At 54.2% G+C, this 19,741-nt stretch carries 21 protein-coding genes; 15 read left to right on the top strand and 6 right to left on the bottom strand.

Annotation, left to right across the window (positions count from 1 at the left end; genetic code table 11):
• Positions 1-17: 17 nt before the first annotated feature.
• Together metX and metW are read left to right on the top strand one after the other, a co-directional pair.
• Positions 18-1,157, top strand: coding sequence for a homoserine O-succinyltransferase MetX (metX, locus tag CHB59_RS00700; protein WP_089374307.1), 1,140 nt, complete (start codon positions 18-20; stop codon positions 1,155-1,157).
• The gene (gene metW, locus CHB59_RS00695) at positions 1,154-1,780 is read left to right on the top strand and encodes a methionine biosynthesis protein MetW (RefSeq protein ID WP_089374306.1); all 627 of its coding nucleotides are present in this window, start codon (positions 1,154-1,156) and stop codon (positions 1,778-1,780) included. Before metX ends, metW begins: the two co-directional genes overlap by 4 nt.
• A gap of 19 nt (positions 1,781-1,799) precedes the next feature.
• Here metW and CHB59_RS00690 read toward each other — a convergent pair whose 3' ends face one another.
• The 3 genes from CHB59_RS00690 to CHB59_RS00680 are packed head-to-tail and all read right to left on the bottom strand — an operon-like array spanning position 1,800 to position 4,485.
• Positions 1,800-2,465: a sulfite exporter TauE/SafE family protein gene (locus CHB59_RS00690; protein ID WP_089374305.1), complete on the bottom strand. Its 666-nt coding sequence runs from the start codon at positions 2,463-2,465 to the stop codon at positions 1,800-1,802.
• On the bottom strand, positions 2,458-3,690 hold the full coding sequence (locus CHB59_RS00685) for an AmpG family muropeptide MFS transporter (RefSeq protein WP_089374304.1): 1,233 nt from the start codon (positions 3,688-3,690) through the stop codon (positions 2,458-2,460). Before CHB59_RS00685 ends, CHB59_RS00690 begins: the two co-directional genes overlap by 8 nt.
• 24 nt (positions 3,691-3,714) lie before the next feature.
• Complete coding sequence (locus tag CHB59_RS00680; protein WP_089374303.1) at positions 3,715-4,485, bottom strand: exodeoxyribonuclease III; 771 nt, start codon at positions 4,483-4,485, stop codon at positions 3,715-3,717.
• Between the two features lie 24 nt (positions 4,486-4,509).
• Here CHB59_RS00680 and pyrE point away from each other — a divergent pair, with 24 nt between their 5' ends.
• Positions 4,510-5,151 carry an orotate phosphoribosyltransferase gene (pyrE, locus tag CHB59_RS00675; protein ID WP_089374302.1) on the top strand — a complete coding sequence of 214 codons (642 nt, stop codon included), beginning with the start codon at positions 4,510-4,512 and terminating at the stop codon, positions 5,149-5,151.
• A gap of 34 nt (positions 5,152-5,185) precedes the next feature.
• Positions 5,186-5,722, top strand: coding sequence for a DNA-deoxyinosine glycosylase (locus tag CHB59_RS00670; RefSeq protein WP_218816183.1), 537 nt, complete (start codon positions 5,186-5,188; stop codon positions 5,720-5,722).
• Positions 5,723-5,773: 51 nt separating this feature from the next.
• Here CHB59_RS00670 and gatB read toward each other — a convergent pair whose 3' ends face one another.
• From gatB to gatC, 3 genes are read right to left on the bottom strand one after another with little or no spacing between them, the layout of a single operon-like run.
• Entirely contained in the window at positions 5,774-7,210 is a 1,437-nt protein-coding gene (gene gatB / locus CHB59_RS00665) for an Asp-tRNA(Asn)/Glu-tRNA(Gln) amidotransferase subunit GatB (protein WP_089374300.1), read from the bottom strand.
• Positions 7,210-8,679 carry an Asp-tRNA(Asn)/Glu-tRNA(Gln) amidotransferase subunit GatA gene (gene gatA / locus CHB59_RS00660; protein WP_089374299.1) on the bottom strand — a complete coding sequence of 490 codons (1,470 nt, stop codon included), beginning with the start codon at positions 8,677-8,679 and terminating at the stop codon, positions 7,210-7,212. The genes gatB and gatA overlap by 1 nt, the downstream gene beginning before the upstream one ends.
• Positions 8,680-8,685: 6 nt before the next feature.
• The gene (gene gatC / locus CHB59_RS00655) at positions 8,686-8,973 is read right to left on the bottom strand and encodes an Asp-tRNA(Asn)/Glu-tRNA(Gln) amidotransferase subunit GatC (protein ID WP_089374298.1); all 288 of its coding nucleotides are present in this window, start codon (positions 8,971-8,973) and stop codon (positions 8,686-8,688) included.
• A 121-nt stretch (positions 8,974-9,094) separates the two neighbouring features.
• Here gatC and CHB59_RS00650 point away from each other — a divergent pair, with 121 nt between their 5' ends.
• The 11 genes from CHB59_RS00650 (at position 9,095) to lipA (ending at position 19,732) form a co-directional block, all read left to right on the top strand.
• The gene (locus CHB59_RS00650; RefSeq protein ID WP_089374297.1) at positions 9,095-10,138 is read left to right on the top strand and encodes a rod shape-determining protein; all 1,044 of its coding nucleotides are present in this window, start codon (positions 9,095-9,097) and stop codon (positions 10,136-10,138) included.
• 124 nt (positions 10,139-10,262) lie between these two features.
• Positions 10,263-11,219 (top strand): rod shape-determining protein MreC, encoded by a 957-nt coding sequence (gene mreC / locus CHB59_RS00645; protein ID WP_089374296.1) that lies wholly within the window; start codon positions 10,263-10,265, stop codon positions 11,217-11,219.
• Positions 11,206-11,685 (top strand): rod shape-determining protein MreD, encoded by a 480-nt coding sequence (mreD, locus tag CHB59_RS00640; protein ID WP_089374295.1) that lies wholly within the window; start codon positions 11,206-11,208, stop codon positions 11,683-11,685. Before mreC ends, mreD begins: the two co-directional genes overlap by 14 nt.
• Positions 11,686-11,693: 8 nt before the next feature.
• Positions 11,694-13,628 (top strand): penicillin-binding protein 2, encoded by a 1,935-nt coding sequence (gene mrdA, locus CHB59_RS00635; protein ID WP_089374294.1) that lies wholly within the window; start codon positions 11,694-11,696, stop codon positions 13,626-13,628.
• Entirely contained in the window at positions 13,621-14,712 is a 1,092-nt protein-coding gene (rodA, locus tag CHB59_RS00630; protein WP_089374293.1) for a rod shape-determining protein RodA, read from the top strand. The genes mrdA and rodA overlap by 8 nt, the downstream gene beginning before the upstream one ends.
• Positions 14,713-14,754: 42 nt before the next feature.
• Positions 14,755-15,687, top strand: a complete 933-nt coding sequence (locus tag CHB59_RS00625; protein ID WP_089374292.1) for a septal ring lytic transglycosylase RlpA family protein — start codon at positions 14,755-14,757, stop codon at positions 15,685-15,687.
• A 107-nt stretch (positions 15,688-15,794) separates the two neighbouring features.
• The gene (locus CHB59_RS00620; RefSeq protein WP_089374594.1) at positions 15,795-16,904 is read left to right on the top strand and encodes a D-alanyl-D-alanine carboxypeptidase family protein; all 1,110 of its coding nucleotides are present in this window, start codon (positions 15,795-15,797) and stop codon (positions 16,902-16,904) included.
• An 11-nt stretch (positions 16,905-16,915) separates the two neighbouring features.
• The gene (locus CHB59_RS00615; RefSeq protein WP_089374291.1) at positions 16,916-17,779 is read left to right on the top strand and encodes a D-amino acid aminotransferase; all 864 of its coding nucleotides are present in this window, start codon (positions 16,916-16,918) and stop codon (positions 17,777-17,779) included.
• A gap of 6 nt (positions 17,780-17,785) precedes the next feature.
• Complete coding sequence (locus CHB59_RS00610; protein WP_089374290.1) at positions 17,786-18,064, top strand: HP0495 family protein; 279 nt, start codon at positions 17,786-17,788, stop codon at positions 18,062-18,064.
• 21 nt (positions 18,065-18,085) lie between these two features.
• On the top strand, positions 18,086-18,742 hold the full coding sequence (gene lipB, locus CHB59_RS00605) for a lipoyl(octanoyl) transferase LipB (RefSeq protein ID WP_089374289.1): 657 nt from the start codon (positions 18,086-18,088) through the stop codon (positions 18,740-18,742).
• 12 nt (positions 18,743-18,754) lie between these two features.
• On the top strand, positions 18,755-19,732 hold the full coding sequence (gene lipA, locus CHB59_RS00600; RefSeq protein WP_089374288.1) for a lipoyl synthase: 978 nt from the start codon (positions 18,755-18,757) through the stop codon (positions 19,730-19,732).
• Positions 19,733-19,741 lie beyond the last annotated feature (9 nt).

Raw genomic sequence — 19,741 nt, 5'->3', positions numbered from 1 at the left:
ATAGTATAATCCCAACCATGCAAGATTCTTCATTCATCGGTATCGTCGCCCCGCATACTGCACATTTCCCGCAAGCCCTGACACTCAAGAGTGGAGAGGTACTGCCTGAATTCGACATTGTGTATGAAACCTATGGCACCCTGAACAGCACGAAATCCAATGCCGTGCTGATTTGTCATGCGTTATCAGGCAATCATCATGCTGCAGGCAAGCATCATGAGAATGACAAACACCCGGGATGGTGGGACAACCTGATCGGGCCGGGCAAACCACTGGATACCAACAAATTCTTTGTCATCGCCCTGAATAATCTTGGTGGCTGTCATGGCAGCACCGGCCCAGCCAGCATCAACGCGGCCACAGGCAAACCATGGGGTTCAAAATTCCCCATGGTAACGGTGGAAGACTGGGTCAGTTCACAAGCCATGCTGCTTGACCAGTTGGGCATCCAGCAACTGGCAGCTGTCGTTGGCGGTAGCCTGGGTGGCATGCAGGCCATGCAATGGACGCTGGATTATCCTGACCGTGTACGCCATGCCCTGGTCATTGCCTCGGCCCCCAATCTCACTGCACAGAACCTGGCGTTCAATGAAGTGGCGCGCCAGGCCATCATGACCGATCCCGAGTTTTATAACGGCGACTACTACGAATACCAGGCCATCCCCAACCGTGGCCTGCGCATCGCACGCATGCTTGGGCATATCACATACTTGTCTGATGATGCGATGGGTGCAAAATTTGGCCGTAAATTGCGCGATGGCAGCCTGAAATACAATTTCGAGGTCGAGTTCGAAATGGAATCCTACCTGCGCTACCAGGGAGACAAGTTTGCCACGGCATTTGACGCCAATAGTTACCTGCGCATGACCAAGGCACTGGATTATTTCGATCCGGCTTTCCCCCATCATGGGGACCTCAGCCTCGCACTGGCAAAAGCCAAGGCTGACTTCCTGGTGGTGTCCTTCACCAGTGACTGGCGTTTCTCGCCTGCCCGCTCGCGCGAGATTGTCAAAGCGTTGCTGGATAATGAACTCAGCGTGAGCTACGCCGAAGTCACTGCGGCCCACGGCCACGATGCTTTCCTGATGCCGGACCCACACTATCACCAGATTCTGCGTGCCTATCTTGCGAATATTGATACCGGAGCCAGCGCATGAGTACAGAAATCATCAGAGAAGCTGCCAATCGCCACGATTTTGCGCTGATTGCAAAATGGATCCAGCCTGGATCCAAAGTGCTGGACCTGGGTTGTGGTAATGGCTCTCTGCTTTCCTTCCTGCGCGACAGGCTCGACGTCAAGGGTTACGGTGTCGACAAGGATGATAGCAATGTACTGGCCTGCATCGACCATGGTGTCAACGTCATCCAGATGGATCTGGAAGCCGGTCTGGCCGGTTTCGATTCCTTATCCTTTGATTACGTTATCCTGTCACAGACCTTGCAGGCCATGGTCAACACAGAGGGCGTATTGCGTGAAATGCTGCGTGTGGGCAAGCAAGGCATCATTACCTTTCCCAACTTCGGTTACTGGCGTCACCGCATCCAGCTCATGGCAGGACATATGCCGGTTTCCGACAACATTCCCTATCAATGGTACAACACGCCTAACCTGCACTTGTGCACCATTGATGACTTCGAGGCGCTGTGCGGGAAAATGAACATCCGCATCACCGACCGCATCGTGATCAACGAAGGGGACACTGTCAGCTTCATGCCCAATCTGCGTGGTAGTCTGGCGATTTATCGTTTCGAGCAGGCAGCCTGGCCGATCAGCTATTAAACCTTCCCGGCTGCTGCGTTCACCACCACAGACGCAGCAAGCCAACAATGCCGAATGTAAGCACTAACACACCACTGACCCGCCTGATCCAGATATGCTGCAACCAGGCTTTCAGGCGTACCGATGCCATGCCCATGGTCAGCAAGGTAGGCAAGGTGCCCACTCCAAATGCCAGCATCAGCAAACCGCCCTGCGCCGGACTACCGGTGGCCAGAGCGGCAATCAGGACACTATAGACCATGCCGCAAGGCAACCAGCCCCATATCATGCCCAACATGCCGGCCTGTGTAATGGTACGCACTGGCAGCCAGCGTTTGCTGAACGGTTGCAAGCGTCGCCAGAGCATGCCCCCCATGCGCTCCAGCATGATCACGCCATGCCAGATATTGGCCAGGTACAGCCCCAGCAGGATCAACATAATGTTAGCGAGTACATACAATCCTTCGCCAACCGGCACCAGGCGCTGCAGAAAGAAACTGCTGGCACCCAGCGCACCCGCGACGATACCCGCGAGCGTGTAGCTCGTGATACGTCCCAGGTTATAGGCCAGCAGCAAGCGCCATTGCGGACGACTGCCCGGCATGCTCATGCTCACGGCCCCGACAATTCCTCCGCACATCCCCACACAATGTCCGCCACCAAGCAACCCGACCAGCAAGGCGGCAAACAGGCTGAGCTCAGGCATGTTCCCAGTCCTTGAAACGACGGATCATCAACAAGCCGGGAATCGCCAGTACTGTGCATAACAGGAAAAACACTGTCCAACCCATTTCATCTGCCATCCATCCTGTAGGCGCCGACAAGATCACACGCGGCACACCCATGAGGCTTGATAGCAAAGCATATTGAGTTGCCGTGAAACGCCGGTCTGTCATGGCTCCCATGAAACCGACAAAAGCTGCTGTACCCAGCCCACCAGTAAAATTCTCGACCGCAATCACCCCGGTCAGCATGGGCAGATTGTTTCCCACCTGGGCCAGCAGGACAAAACCGAAAGTGGACGCCATCTGCAGGAAACCGAATATCCACAGGGAACGGTACAAACCAATACGCAATATCCAGATACCGCCCAGCGTCCCGCCGATCAAGGTGGCCCAGAAGCCAAACAGTTTGGCAACTGCGCCGATTTCACTCTTGCTGAACCCCAGGTCAAGATAGAACGGCACATTAATGGCTGAGGCCAGCGTATCCCCAAGCTTGTAGAGCAGGATAAAAGTTAGGATAGCTATCGCCTCGGGACGCTTGAAGAATTCCATGAAAGGTTCAATGACAGCCTGCCTCAGGTTACGCGGGCTACCGGCCGCTTTTCCAGGCTCAGGAGCAGCAAGCGTCACCATAATGCACAAGCCCATGAGCAAGGCCATCAACTGATACATGCCGGAGAATGTCAGCAGGTCTGCCAATATCAGACCGCCACCTCCAGCCAACAACATACCAACACGATAGCCATTGACGAACATGGCAGAACCCAGGCCAAGCTCCTGGTCTGACAGGCTCTCGCGCCGATAAGCATCAATCACGATATCCTGTGAGGCCGAAAAGAAAGTGACCAGTAACGCCGCCAGCGCTACACCCCACAGACTGGCAGCGGGATCGCTGACACTGAGTGCCAGCAAAGCCAGCACCAGTGCAGCCTGGCTCAACGCCAGCCAACCGCGGCGACGTCCCAACAGTGGCATGGTGTAACGATCAAACAGGGGCGCCCAGAGAAATTTCAGCGTATAAGGCAAGCCAATGATAGCTGCCGCCCCTATCGTGGCCAGGTCAACGCCGGATTCCCTGAGCCAGGCTTGCATGGTGGACCCTGTCAGCAACAGCGGCAAACCTGAGGCAAACCCCATCATCAACGCCACCAGCATGCGTCCGCTTGCCACCGCCCTGAAGGTAGCCCCCCAGCCTTGCTTGATCATTGCATATCCTGACTTGTCAAATGACTATTGGTAATCCACGCTGAGCGGGGCATGATCACTGAATCTTTCATCCTTGTATATGGAAGCACTCACTGCTTTTGCAGCAAATGCCGGTGTGGCAATCTGGTAATCGATGCGCCAACCCACGTTCTTGGCCCAAGCCTGCCCGCGGCTGCTCCACCAGGTATAACAATCATCCGTGGTATCAGGATGCAATGCCCGATAAACATCCACCCATCCCACGCGGCCAAACAAATCGGTCAACCAGGCGCGCTCTTCCGGCAGGAAGCCGGAATTCTTGCGATTGCCTTTCCAATTCTTGAGATCAGCTTCCTGATGCGCGATATTCCAGTCGCCGCAAACCACCACGTCGCGTCCTTCACGAATCAAGGATTCCAGATGCGGCATGAAGCGCGCCATGACACTGAACTTGAACGCCTGACGTTCTTCCCCGCTCGAACCGGAAGGCAGGTAAAGTGACACCACACTGAGATTGCCATAACGTGCCTCCAGATAGCGTCCCTCGCTATCGATATCTGCCATCCCCAGTCCCACGATGACTGCATCTGCCTTGGCGCGTGAGTAAATACCCACACCACTGTAACCTTTTTTCTCGGCATAATGGAAATAACCGAAATAGCCTTCAGGTTGCAGCATTTCTGCTGTCATGTTGGATTCCTGCGCTTTCAACTCCTGCAGGCAGATAATGTCAGCCTGTTGCTGCTGCATCCATGGATAAAAACCTTTGCTGCTGGCAGAGCGAATGCCATTGAGATTCAGGGATATAATACGCAAGACTACAACCTTTCTTCATTCATCATGTCAGATTCAACGCAAGATTTTATCCAATTCGCCATCCAAAAGCAGGTTTTACGTTTCGGCGAGTTCACAACCAAGGCTGGCCGCCTCAGTCCCTACTTCTTCAATGCCGGTTTATTCAATGATGGAGAAAGCCTGATGCGCCTTGGCGAATTCTATGCTGCCACCATCCTGCGCTCCGGGGTACAGTTCGATATGCTGTTCGGCCCGGCCTATAAAGGTATCACCCTGGCAGCCAGCATCGTCATTGCTCTGGCACGTCAGGGCCTCAATGTCCCCTACGCCTTTAACCGCAAGGAAGCCAAGGATCATGGCGAGGGCGGCACCATCGTTGGCGCACCGCTGCAAGGCCGCGTGCTGATTGTGGATGATGTCATTTCCGCCGGTACTTCTGTACGCGAGTCGGTCAATATCATTTCCACCAGCGGTGCCACTCCCTGCGGCGTTGCCATTGCACTCGACCGCCAGGAGCGCGGCCTTGGCGCATTATCTGCGGTACAGGAAGTGGAGCAGCAGCATCAGTTACCAGTGATCAGCATCGCCAACCTGCACGCCCTGATTGCCTATCTCGACCAAAATAGCGAACTCGCGCAATACCGCGCTGCAATTGCAGCCTACCGCACGACTTACGGTGTCGAATAAACGCGGCGTGGAATAAAGCACATCGCGATACATCATGCTGGTTCACAGCTTTCCTCCAGCCATCAGCGCCAACTGCCGGGTATTGATCCTGGGTTCCATGCCCGGCAGGCGTTCGCTGGAAATGCAGCAATACTATGCCCATCCGCAAAACCTGTTCTGGCCGTTCATCCGCACCACGCTTTCCATGCCGGAGACTCCTGTCTATCAGGACAGGCTTGCACTGCTGAACCAGCACGGCGTTGGTCTCTGGGATGTATTACAGGAGTGTTTCCGTACCGGCAGCCTGGACAGTGACATAGAAGAAGTCTCCATCATCGCCAATGATTTCAGCACTTTGTTGCAACAATTCCCCGGCATCCGGCATATTTTCTTCAATGGCAGCAAAGCGGAGCAGGCATTCCGCCGCCACGTGCTGAAACACCAGTCCCTGCCTGCTGGCCTGCATTATCACCGCTTACCGTCCACCAGCCCAGCCAACGCTTCCATCCCGCGTGCGCGCAAATTGGCAGACTGGCAATACATCGCCACCATCCTGCATCAAACAACACCTGAGAACTACGTGCAGAAATAAAAATGCCAGGCTTGCACCTGGCATTGCACTCTGCCCAATACTGACTCGATTTTAACCAGCCAGCTTGCGTTTGAGGATTTCGTTGACCTGGGCGGGATTAGCCTTGCCCTTGGATGCTTTCATGGTTTGGCCCACCAGCGCATTGAATGCCTTGTCCTTGCCTGCGCGGAACTCTTCCACCATGGCGGCATTGGCGGCCAGGACTTCATCGACAATTGCCTCGATCGCACCGGTATCCGTCACCTGCTTGAGGCCCTTGCGCTCAATGATGGCATCAGCATCGCCCTCGCCTGCCCACATCGCTTCGAACACATCCTTGGCGATCTTGCTGGAGATGGTATTGTCGGCAATGCGCTTGAGCAGGCCGGCCAGCAGCGCAGGAGAAACCGGCGCATCAGCAATGACACGACCTTCCTCATTGAGCTTGGCACTGACATTACCCATGACCCAGTTGGCGGCCAGTTTGGCTTCGCCGCCGAATACTTGCAGGGTTGCCGTGAAATAATCGGCAATCGCACGCGAGGCAGTCAATGCGCCAGCATCGTAAGTCGACAAGCCATGCTCACGCTCGAAACGCGCCTTCATTGCGGAAGGTAGTTCAGGCAAAGTGGCGCGGATAACATCAATATCCGCAGCGGAAACAGCCAGCGGCAGCAGGTCGGGATCGGGGAAGTAGCGGTAATCGTTGGCTTCTTCCTTGCTGCGCATGGCGCGGGTTTCGCCGGTGTCGGGATTGAACAGCACAGTGGCCTGCTCGATCTTGCCGCCATCTTCCAGCGTCTCGATCTGCCAGCGGGTTTCGTACTCGATAGCCTGCTGCATGAAACGGAAGGAGTTGAGGTTCTTGATCTCGCGGCGGGTGCCAAATTTTTCTTCACCCTTGCGACGCACGGAAACGTTGACGTCGCAGCGAAAGCTGCCTTCCTGCATGTTGCCATCGCAGATGTTGATCCATTGCACCAGCTCATGCAGCTTGCGCGCATAGGCCACCGCTTCGGCAGCTGAACGCATGTCAGGCTCGGTAACGATTTCCAGCAAGGGCGTGCCCGCGCGGTTGAGGTCGATGCCGGATTGACCTGGGCTGGCGCCGTGCACGGATTTTCCCGCGTCTTCCTCAAGGTGGGCGCGGGTGATATTGATGATTTTCTCGCTATCACCGACTTCGATAGTCAGTGTGCCCTTGCCGACGACAGGCAGCTCATACTGGCTGATCTGGTAGCCCTTGGGCAGATCGGGATAGAAGTAGTTCTTACGCGCGAACACCGAGCGTGGCGCAATCTCGGCATTGACAGCCAGGCCAAAGCGGATCGCGCATTGCACGGCCTCCTTGTTCAACACTGGCAATACGCCAGGCAGGGCAATATCGACCACATTGGCCTGGGTATTGGGCTCTGCGCCAAAAGCAATACTGCTGCCAGAAAAAATCTTGGATTTGGTATTGAGCTGGACATGTGTCTCCAGCCCGATGACGACTTCCCAACTACTCATTATGCAATCCCCTCTGGCATGCGGGTGTGCCAGTCTGTGACTTGTTGATAGGCATGTCCTGCGTTGAGCATGCGCGCTTCATCGAAATAATTGCCGATCACCTGCAAGCCCACGGGTAGCTCCTTGCCATCTGCAGCAGGTGCAAACCCTGCCGGGATGCTCATGCCAGGCAATCCGGCGAGATTGACCGCAATGGTATAGATATCCTGCAAATACATGGACACGGGATCATCCGCCTTCTCGCCCGCCTTGAATGCAGTGGAAGGTGCTGTCGGCCCAAGAATCAGGTCGCACTGCTCAAAAGCCTTGGCAAAATCCTCAGCAATCAGGCGGCGGATCTGCTGCGCCTTGAGGTAATAAGCATCGTAATAGCCGGCGCTCAGCACGTAGGTACCGATGAGGATACGGCGCTTCACTTCAGCACCAAAGCCTTCAGCACGGCTCTTACAGTACATATCCATGAGGTCATCGTACTCAGCGGCGCGATGACCGAAGCGCACACCGTCATAACGCGATAGATTACTGGAAGCCTCAGCAGGTGCGAGCACATAGTAGACAGGAATGGATAGCATGGTATTGGGCAGACTGATTTCGACAATTTCCGCACCCAATTTGCGGTATTCGTCCACCGCCGCCTCGATGACCTTCGCCACCCCGGCATCCAGACCTTCGGCGAAATACTCCTTAGGTAAGCCGACCCGCAGTCCCGCCAACGGCTTGCCAAGATCGCGCGTGTAGTCTTCCTTCTCACGTTGCAGACTGGTGGAATCACGCTGGTCAAATCCCGTCATCGCATTCATCATGATGGCCATATCCTCGCATGAATGCGCCATAGGACCAGCCTGATCCAGGCTGGAAGCAAAGGCAATCATGCCGTAACGGGAAGTCAGGCCATAGGTTGGCTTGAGGCCGGAAAGACCACACAAGGATGCAGGTTGGCGGATTGAACCCCCAGTATCAGTACCCGTTGCTGCAGCGCAAAGACGTGCTGCCACCGCAGCTGCACTACCACCAGAACTACCGCCAGGTACGCGTGTCCTGTCCCATGGATTCTGCACCTTGCCGAAATAGGAAGTCTCGTTGGATGAACCCATCGCGAACTCATCCATATTGGTCTTGCCCAGATTCACGGCGCCGGCCGCATTGAAATGCTCAACTATCCCTGCATCATAAGGTGCAATAAAGGTTTCCAGCATTTTTGACCCACAGGTGGTCTTCCAGCCCTTGGCACAGAAAATATCCTTCTGTGCAATCGGGATACCCGTCAATGGTCCGGCATCACCATTGGCGATACGCTGATCGGCAGCACGTGCCTGAGCCAGACTCAACTCCGTATCAACAGTGATATAAGCATTGATCTCTGGATTCAGGCGGGCAATGCGGTTGAGGTATTCCTGCGTCAACTCGACGCTGGACACTTCCTTGCTGGTCAGCATACTGGCCAGGTGCTTCAGGCTATGGTTAATCATGTAGACTTACTCGATAACTTGGGGGACGAGATACAGGCCGTTTTCCACGGCTGGAGCAATGGACTGCAGCAGTTCACGCTGGTTGCTTTCCGTCACTGCATCCTCACGCAATCGCTGGGTCACATCCTGGGAGTGCGACATGGGCACGATCCCGGAGGTATCCACAGCTTGCATTTCCTCTATCATGCCGAGGATTCCAGAAAGCTTCACCAGTGTCGCTTCCGCCTCTTCTTCGCTAATGGCGATCCGCGCCAGATGCGCAATCCGTTTAACATCATGTGTGTTGAGTGACATTTATCCAATCCAAATCTTAAAATTCCAGGCAATATCAGGTATTATAACTTGATTTTACGCACATCTTCAGCCGCGATAACAAGGCCAGCATGGCCCGCGGCAGCCTGTCAGGATACTAATAATGTTCGGTCTTTTAAACAGCTATTTCTCCAACGATCTTGCCATTGACCTTGGCACAGCCAATACACTGATTTATGTGCGTGGCAAAGGCATCGTCCTTGATGAACCTTCCGTTGTTGCCATTCGCCAGGAAGGTGGTCCCACTGGCAAGAAAACCCTGCTGGCCGTCGGCCTGGAGGCCAAGCGTATGCTGGGCCGTGCTCCCGGCAACATCACGGCTATCCGCCCGATGAAGGATGGCGTGATTGCCGACTTCACGATTACTGAGCAAATGCTCAAGCATTTCATCCGCAAAATTCATGAATCCCGCCTGTTCAGTCCCAATCCACGCATTATTATCTGCGTACCGGTTGGCTCAACTCAAGTGGAACGCCGTGCGATCAAGGAATCTGCCGAAATGGCTGGCGCCCGCCGTGTCTACCTGATCGAAGAACCGATGGCAGCTGCCATCGGTGCCAACATGCCTGTGGCTGAAGCCACTGGCTCCATGGTAGTGGATATTGGTGGTGGTACTACAGAAGTTGGCGTGATCTCCCTGGGCGGTATTGTTTACGCCAAGTCCGAGCGCGTTGGCGGGGACAAGTTTGATCAGGCCATCATCGATTACATCCGCCGCAATTACGGCATGCAGATTTCCGAACCTACCGCAGAATTGATCAAGAAGCAGATCGGCTCTGCATTCCCCGGTTCCGAAGTACTGGAACTGGAAGTCACGGGCCGCAATCTTGCCGAAGGCCTGCCACGCAAGTTCACCATTTCCAGCAATGAAATCCTGGAAGCCCTGACAGAGCCACTCAATGCCATTGTAGGCGCAGTGAAATCCGCACTGGAGCAAACACCTCCTGAGCTGGGCGCGGATATTGCCGAAAAAGGCATGGTGCTGACCGGTGGTGGCGCCCTGTTGCGGGATCTTGATCGCCTGCTGCTGGAAGAAACCGGCCTACCAGTGATTGTTGCGGAAGACCCATTGAGCTGCGTTGCACGTGGCTGTGGCCGCGCGCTGGAAGAAATGGACAAACTGGGCAATGTATTCGCCTACGAATAAGGTAAAAAGACAGCAACAGGAAACAGGCCATGTCACAGTGGCCTGTTTTTATTGGCTGGAATGTTACTGTTACAATATTTTTACAGCTTGCCCTTAACAACCCAGACTCACACCTGAACTCCCGATGCCACGCGCCATAGAACACCAACACCACACTGGCTTCTTTGTCCGTGGCCCCAGTCCGGCTGCTCGCTTGCTGTTGTTTTCCCTGCTTTCCCTGGTATTGCTGGCCACGGATGCAAAACTCAATTATCTGACAGAAGTACGCCAAGGCTTCCTGGCCCTCGCGCATCCCCTGCAATTGATTGCCAACGCGCCTCGCAACCTGATACAGAATGTGGGCGCATATTTTCATACCCAAACCAGCGTAGTGCATGAAAACAGCGTCCTGCGCAGCCAGGCCCTGAAGCATGCTGCCGAATTGCAACGCTACAAGACACTGGAAGTCGAGAACGAGCGCTTGCGCAAGCTGCTGGGGGCAGCCCAGCTATCCAGTCAGCCCGCGCGCCTGGCTGAAATCCTGCATATGGGCCGCGACCCATTTACGCATAAAGTCGTGGTCAATCTGGGTTCACGGCAGAATATCGTGGCCGGGCAGGCTGTCATTGACGAAGTAGCCATTATCGGACAGGTCACCAGGGTCTATCCGTTCAGTAGTGAAGTCACGCTGATTACGGATAAGGGACTGTCTGTGCCTGTGCTGGTAGAACGTAATGGCCTGCGCGCCATTGCTTTTGGTCGTGGCCATGACGCCATGATAGAACTGCCTTCACTACCCACCAACGTGGATATCCGTGTCGGTGACAAGCTCATCACGTCCGGGATAGATGGTATTTACCCGACAGGTCTGGCGGTCGCAGAAGTCACCCATGTGGATACCAATACAGACACACCATTTGCACATATCATCGCCAAGCCGTTGGCTGGCATTGAAAACCATAAACAACTGTTACTCGTGAGCATTCCCAAGGTGGACCGTCCAGCAGACAGCAATACGCTGCAGAACCCTGATCCTCAGCAAAATGTAGCATCTCCACGTAATAAAAAGGCTGTCACCCCCAAACGCCATGGCAACAATTAGCTCAAAACCTGTCTACCTGTCACTGCTGCTGGCATTGTTATGCCAGCTTTTGCCATGGTCCGGCATATCACTCATACTGCGCCCGGAGTTCCTGCTGCTTACCATCCTTTACTGGACTCTGCGTGCGCCGCACTTATGCAATATCGGTACCGCATGGTTTGCCGGCATTCTCATGGACTTGATCTCCGGCGGTCTGTTCGGCCAGTTTGCACTGGCCTATACCCTGACTTCCTATATTGCAGTCACCTATCAACGTCGGCTGGCATTGTTCGATATATGGCAACAGGCTGGTTACGTGTTCCTGCTGCTGTTGCTCGCCCAGCTGACTACATTGATCATGAAGGTTTTTGCGGGTGGTGAATTATTTGGCTGGCAGTACTTTCTGCCCAGCATTACCGGCATCCTGTTGTGGCTGTTCATGATGCTGTCACCCTTCACCATTGTCAGCCACTCCAGCCGGAACTGATCCTCTCTATGCGGTCACGTTCAGAATTAAAGAATTACTCGCGGGAAAAATATGATTTCCGCATCCGCCTGGCCACAGGTGCACTGCTGGTCATCGTGTGTTTCGGCATCCTCATTGCGCGCTTCGCCTATCTACAGTACTTCAAGTATGATCACTTCCAGACCATGGCCGAGAACAACCGTATCTCGCTGGTTCCCATCGTGCCCAATCGAGGCCTGATTCTCGACAGAAATGGCGTAGTGCTGGCACAGAACTCTTTTGTCTATACGCTGGAAATCACGCCGGCCAAGGTCGCGACGACTGTCGATGAAACGATTGATGAGCTGGCGCAACTGATTGAAGTCAGCGCCAGTGACCGCAAACGTTTCAAGAAACTACGTGCCCAGACACATAGTTTTGAAAGTGTCCCCATCCGCACCCACCTGAATGAGTTGGAAGCGGCCAAGATTGCAGTACACCGCTTCCGTCTTCCTGGTGTCGAAATCCGCTCCCGCCTGTTTAGACAATATCCCCAAGGCAAGCTGGCCTCACATACTATCGGCTATATTGGACGCATAAACGACCGTGACCTGGAAAACCTGAAGGAATCCGGCAGCCTGTCCAATTACAAGGGTTCCGACCATATTGGCAAGAGCGGCCTGGAGCAGTATTACGAATCCCAGCTGCATGGCGTCACCGGCTTCCAGCAAGTTGAAACAGATGCTGGCGGCCATGCGGTCAGGGTGCTGTCCAGTACAGCCCCCATTCCAGGCAATAACCTAATCCTGTCCATAGACAGCAAATTGCAACATATTGCCGAAGAAGCCTTTGGCAACTACCGGGGCGCACTGGTGGCGATTGAGCCCAGCACAGGTGAAGTACTGGCTTATGTCAGCCGGCCAGGTTTTGATCCCAACTTGTTCGTGGACGGAATCGATACCGAAAACTGGAAGGAACTCAACGAATCCCTGGATACTCCCATGGTCAACCGCCCCCTGCAGGGCGTTTATCCACCAGGCTCCACCTTCAAGCCTTTCGTGGCGCTGGCAGGGCTGGAGGCCGGCAAACGTGCGCCTCCGTTCAGCATTGTGGATTCCGGCTATTTCACTTTGCCTGGCAATACCCACCGCTATCGTGACTGGCGGGTCGGTGGCCATGGCATAGTCGATGTACGCAAGGCAATTGCAGTGTCATGCGATACATTTTTCTACGGGCTGGCCGTGGAATTGGGAATAGAGAAGCTGACTTCCTTTGTCAGTCATTTTGGTTTCGGCAAACCATCAGGTATCGATATCCGTGGCGAGAAAAGCGGTCTGCTTCCCACACCAGAATGGAAAGGGCGCCGTTTCAAGCAGAAGTGGTTCCCGGGAGAAACTGTCATCGTGGGCATCGGCCAGGGCTATACACTGACTACCCCCATGCAGCTGGCCCATGCCACCGCCATTCTTGCCAACAATGGCAAAGCCATGCGCCCCCACCTGGTAACAGCCATCCAGGAAAACAAGGGAGGCAAAACCCACCCTGTACCATTACAGGTAGTTGACCAGATTGCACTGAATCCCAAGAATATTGAAATCGTGAAGCAAGGCATGATGGATGTGACCCTGCCCGGCGGCACTGCCGCCCGTCTGGGTGCGGACAGCGAATACCTCATGGCGTCCAAGACCGGGACTGCCCAGGTCGTCGGTATCAAGCAGAATGAGAAATATAACGAGAGCAAGCTGGCTGAACGCCATCTTGACCACGCCTTGTTCATCACCTACGCCCCCGCTGAAGCACCGAGGATTGCCGTTGCCGTGATTGTCGAAAACGGGCGCCATGGCGGCTCCACCGCAGGCCCAATCGCCCGCAGGGTCATGGATTATTACCTGCTGGGCAAGGAACCTGCTTCAGCCAGGCCAGCAGTAGAAGATACCAACGTGGGAGCACCTGCTACGCCCGAGGAGCACACGCACGATGAATAAGTTACTGAAACCCATCATCCGCCATATCGATGGCTTCCTGATGACCAGCCTGATTATCACCATGATCGTTGCCTTATGCATTCTTTACAGTGCATCAGGCCAGGATATCAGCAGGATCAGCTCACAAATGGTCAACATCAGCATTGCTGTCAGCCTGATGTGGATTGCAGCCAACGTTCCTCCCCAGGTACTGCAGCGCATTGCTGTGCCTGCGTATGCCGTTGGTGTCTTGCTGTTGATCTCCGTTGCCCTGTTTGGTGAAATCAGTCACGGTGCCAGGCGCTGGTTGCATATAGGAGTCGCCAAAATCCAGCCATCGGAATTAATGAAGATCGCCGTTCCCATGTTGCTGGCCTGGTATTTTGCCCATCGTGAATCCGTGATTTCATTCAGGGACCACGTTGTCGGTGCCCTGCTGCTTGCCGTACCGGTGCTATTGATCATGAAACAGCCGGACCTTGGCACCTCACTCATGATTGCCGCATCGGGTTTCTATGTCCTATTCCTTGCTGGCCTGAGCTGGCGCCTGCTGATCGGAGCCGCGGCCAGCATAGGCATCATGGCTCCCATTCTCTGGACCATGCTGCACGATTACCAGCGCCGGCGCATTGAAATCCTGTTCGACCCTTACCAGGACCCCTTAGGTGCCGGCTACCATACGATACAGGCCAGCATTGCTCTCGGATCAGGGGGACTTGCAGGCAAGGGATGGCTGAACGGCACTCAATCCCAGCTCGACTTCCTGCCAGAACGCACGACTGACTTCATTTTTGCCGTATTTGGTGAAGAATTCGGATTACTGGGCAATATCCTGCTGATCGTATTGTTCTCCATTATTATCGGGCGCGGCCTGGTCATTGCAGCACAAGCCCCCAACACATTCTGTCGCCTGCTTGCCGGCAGCATCACCCTGACATTTTTCACCTATGCATTTGTCAACATCGGCATGGTCAGTGGTATTCTGCCTGTTGTGGGCGTGCCACTCCCCCTGATCAGCTACGGCGGCACATCCCTGGTTACTCTGTTGATCAGCTTTGGCATACTCATGAGCATTCATACTCACAAGAAACTTGTTACATCGTAGGAAAGGAGTGAGGCAGGCGGCCATACTAGCCTGTAGACATCAATGAAATTTATCCGCAACCTGATTCCCAGCATCCTTGCCCTGACCCTCATTGCCTGCGGCGGCGGCACAAGCGTCAAACCCGAAACAGGAAAATCGGGGACCAGCACACAAAAACCAGCTCCTAAAAAAGGAGGGTATTATCTGGACGATGGCCCCGGTGACAATCCTCCCACCAATATAGACAGCATTCCCAATGCCGTCCCACGCGCAGAAACCCCGCTGCCACGTGCCAATCGCCCCTATAGCGCCCTCGGGCGCAGCTACACGCCACTGACTTCCCATACGCCTTACAAACAGCGTGGCGTTGCCTCATGGTACGGAAAGCGCTACCACGGCCAGAAAACTTCCAGTGGCGAAATCTATGATATGTATGCCATGACAGGCGCACATACCATTCTGCCATTACCCAGCTACGTGCGCGTCACCAATCCGGAAAATGGTCGATCCGTCATCGTACGCATCAATGACCGCGGTCCTTTCCATGATAACCGGCTGATTGACCTCTCTTACGCTGCGGCCTACAAACTGGATTTGATAGCAAAAGGCAGCGGTGTCGTGGACGTAGAAGCACTTGATGAGCACGGCAACCCAATTACAGCTCGAGCGAAAACACAACCTGCCTCGGCGCCTGTCGCGCCAGTAGAAGCAGCGCCACTGGCAATGACCAATGCCATGAATGAAACGGCTACCACCCAGAGCATTTCGGGTGCCTATGTACAAGTAGGTGCATTCTCAATCAAGGAAAATGGAGAGCGCCTGGTTGCCACACTGCAACAGAACCAGCTCGCAGAAAACGTCCAGGTAGAGAATTGGTATAATGCTGGAACTTATCGCGTGCGCCTGGGGCCTTACAGCAGCCGTCAAGATGCTGAGTCTGCTGCGGCAAGAATCAAGCAATCGCTCAATATCAACACGATTGTGCTGTATCAGTAACATTGGCAGAGTCCATCATTCGAACCCTGATTTTTTGAATTAAGCAAAGAGATTTTATGTCCTACTTCTCCACCCATGCAAAGCCTGCCGCCATCTTGCTGGCAGGAATGACATTTCTGGCCAGCCACCTGAGCGCGCAGGCAGCCGATATTCCTCAACCACCAACGCTTGCCGTCAAGTCATATCAGCTTTATGACTACAATAGTGAGCGTGTGATTGCTGAACAGGATGGCAATTCCCGGGTAGAACCAGCTTCACTGACCAAAATCATGAGTGCCTACCTGGCATTCAAGGCGGTCAAGAACGGCCATCTCACCCTGACGCAGACATTGCCTGTCAGTGTCAAAGCCTGGAAAGTCGAAGGCTCCAAGATGTTTATTGAGCCAAACAAGCCTGTGACTGTGGATGAACTGCTGCACGGTATGATCATTCAATCAGGCAATGATGCTTCCATCGCACTGGCAGAAGGCATTGCTGGCTCTGAAGAAGGATTTGCAGAGCTCATGAACAAGGAAGCTGCGAGACTGGGAATGAAAGACTCCCATTTCGTCAATGCGACCGGCCTGCCTGACCCTCAGCACTACACAACTGCGCATGACCTTGCCGTGCTGGCTGGCGCCTTGATCCGCGACTACCCTGAAGAGTACAAACGCCTCTATTCAGTCAAGGAATACACTTATAACAAGATCAGCCAGCCCAACCGCAACCGATTGTTGTGGCTGGACCCTTATGTCGATGGCATGAAGACTGGGCACACCAAGAGTGCAGGCTATTGCCTAGTAACCTCCGCCAAACGCGGGGATACCCGCTTGATTTCCATCGTACTGGGTGCCCCATCTGACTCTGCCCGTGCGACAGAAAGCCAGAAGCTGCTGAATTATGGTTTCCAGTTCTATGAGTCCAAACTCATTTACAAGCGTGGTAGTGAAGTGAGTTCCCTCAAGGTATGGAAGGGTGCTGAGAATACTGTCATGGCAACTGTTGCCAAGGATTTGTCCCTGACATTGCCCAAGGGAGAATATGCTCGCGTCAAAGCCAAGGTCATCAGCCAACAGCCTCTGATTGCCCCCGTCAGCGCCGGGCAGCAGATCGGCACTATCCAGTTCACACTGGATGACAAATTAATTGCTGAACACAAGCTGGTCGCTGCCAAGAGTGTAGAGGCAGCTGGCATATTTGGCCGCATGCTGGACAGTATCAAATTATGGTTTGAGTAATCCCACAACACATGGATGACACCGTCTATCTCAACGGATCATTCATGCCGTCGGCACAAGCCACGATCCCGGTACTGGATCGTGGCTTTATCTTTGGTGATGGCATTTACGAAGTCATTCCGGTCTATTCCAGCCAGCCCTTCCGGCTGCAAGAACACCTTTCCCGGCTCGTTCACAGCCTGGATGCAGTACGCATCCGCAACCCGCTGGATTTTTCCGGCTGGCAGGCCATGATCACCAGGTTGATACAGGAAAATCGCGCCTGGAAAGACCAATCCGTTTATCTCCAGGTTACCCGGGGAGTAGCGCCGCGTGACCAGGCATTTCCGGTACCAGACGTGGAGCCCACTGTATTTGCCATGAGCATGCCGCTCTCCACGCCTTCTGCCGAATTGGTTGCTTCCGGTGTCAGTGCAATCACGGCACTTGATATTCGCTGGCAGCGCTGCAATATAAAGGCTATATCACTGCTGGCTAATGTGTTGTTGCGCCAGGAAGCTGTGGATCATGGCGTCGCGGAAACCCTGATGCTGCGGGATGGATGGCTCACGGAAGGCAGCAGTAGCAATGTGTTCATAGTGCATGAAGGTACACTGCTGGCACCGCCCAAAGATCAGCACATGTTGCCGGGTATTACCTATGATGTGATACTGGAATTGGCAGAATATCACGCCATTCCATTGCGCATTGGCGCAGTCAGTGAAGCACAATTGAGGCATGCAGATGAAATCTGGCTGACCTCTTCCACAAAGGAAATACTGGCCGTTGTATCGCTGGATGGCAAGGCGGTGCATGATGGCAGGCCAGGCCCGGTATTCAGGCGCATGTACGCCTTGTACCAGGACTTCAAGAATCAAGTAATGAGACCGAGGTAATCGAATATGGCGAACGAACCCAATGACCAAGAAACACTGCTGGAATTCCCCTGCGACTTTCCCATCAAAGTCATGGGTGAGTCACATGAAGAATTTGCCAACCTGATTCTGGCTGTCGTCCAGCAACACCTGCCGGACTTTGATGCAACGGCGATTGAAATGCGTGCAAGTAGTGGTGGCAAATATATCAGTCTGACTTGCACCGTGGGCGTAGACTCAAAACAGCAGCTCGACGATATCTACCGCTCACTCACCTCTCACCCCAAGGTCAAATACGTACTGTGAGCACGACAGCAGGACCTGGCAATGCATTCTAGCAGCGTACTTCCGCCCCTGGTCATCCGTACACTGGGGCACATGGATTATCTCGCCACTTGGCAGGCCATGCAGGCGTATACACTCTCGCGCACAGAGGAAAGTGCCGATGAACTCTGGCTGACCGAACATGCGCCAGTGTACACACTAGGTTTGAACCGCCGGGAAGTACGCCCTCCCAGCCGCCAGGATATCCCTCTGATTGAAGTTGATCGTGGAGGCAAGATTACCTACCACGGCCCAGGTCAGGTGATCATTTATGCATTGATTGACCTCCAGCGCCTGGGTATCAGTGTGCGCTCACTGGTGAGCATGATGGAAAACTCCATTATTGAGTTGCTCGCTGAGTACAATATTCCGGCACAAGCACGTGCCGATGCCCCCGGCGTCTACGTGCATGATGCAAAAATTGCGTCACTGGGCCTGCGTCTCAAGCACCAGCGCAGCTATCATGGCCTGGCATTGAATATCGATATGGATCTCGCGCCTTTTCTCGCCATAGACCCTTGTGGTTATCAAGGCCTGCAAGTCACCCAGACCCGCGATCTTGGCCTCACACTGACCCCTGAAGATGCCGCCCAGCAACTGCTAGATAAATTGTCACGCCAGTTAGGCTATACTAGGGCTATCGTCAGGCACTCTCTCTGACCCACAAACCTTATGACAGAATCCACAGAAGCCATCACCATGCCCGCCCGTAAAGTGGCTGGCGTCAAGGAAACCAGCGCCGAGAAAATGGCGCGTATCCCGATCAAGATCATCCCGATGCCCGCCATGCGCAAGCCGGAATGGATACGCATGAAAGTGCCGGACAGCGCGCGTTTCCGCGAAATCAAGCAGGTGCTGCGCGACAATAACCTGCATACTGTCTGCGAAGAAGCATCATGCCCCAATATCGGTGAATGTTTCAGCGGCGGTACCGCCACCTTCATGATCCTCGGCGATATCTGCACGCGCCGTTGCCCGTTCTGCGATGTTTCCCATGGCAAACCGTTGCCTCCTGATACCAATGAGCCAGAAAACCTCGGGCGTACCATTGCACAGATGCGCCTGAAATATGTCGTGATTACCAGCGTGGACCGCGATGACTTGCGGGACGGTGGTGCCCAGCATTTTGTTGACTGCATTGCATCAGTGCGCACTCACTCTCCCAATATCAAGGTGGAAATCCTGGTACCAGACTTCCGCGGTCGCCTGGATCGCGCTATCAATATCCTCAAGGCCGCACCGCCCGATGTGATGAACCACAACCTGGAAACTGTGCCGCGCCTGTACAAAGAGGCACGCCCTGGTTCCGACTATCAGAACTCACTGGATCTGCTCAAGGAATTCGGTGAACTGCATCCCGAAGTACCAACCAAATCTGGCCTGATGCTGGGACTGGGCGAGACGGATGAGGAAATTCTCGACGTCATGCGTGATTTGCGTGCGCATAATGTCACCATGCTGACATTGGGCCAGTACCTACAGCCCAGCCCTCACCATTTGCCAGTGAAACGTTTTGTCACGCCGCAACGCTTTGCCCAATTTGAGCAACAAGCACTCGCAATGGGCTTCACCCATGCCGCCTGCGGTCCCATGGTGCGTTCGTCCTATCATGCCGATAACCAGGCACAACAGGCAGGAGTCAGCTTTTAACCCTCCACT

Origin of the sequence: Methylobacillus rhizosphaerae (genome assembly GCF_900187985.1) — a bacterium.
Classification (GTDB): domain Bacteria; phylum Pseudomonadota; class Gammaproteobacteria; order Burkholderiales; family Methylophilaceae; genus Methylobacillus; species Methylobacillus rhizosphaerae.
This window is presented reverse-complemented; position numbering and strand designations above follow the sequence as displayed.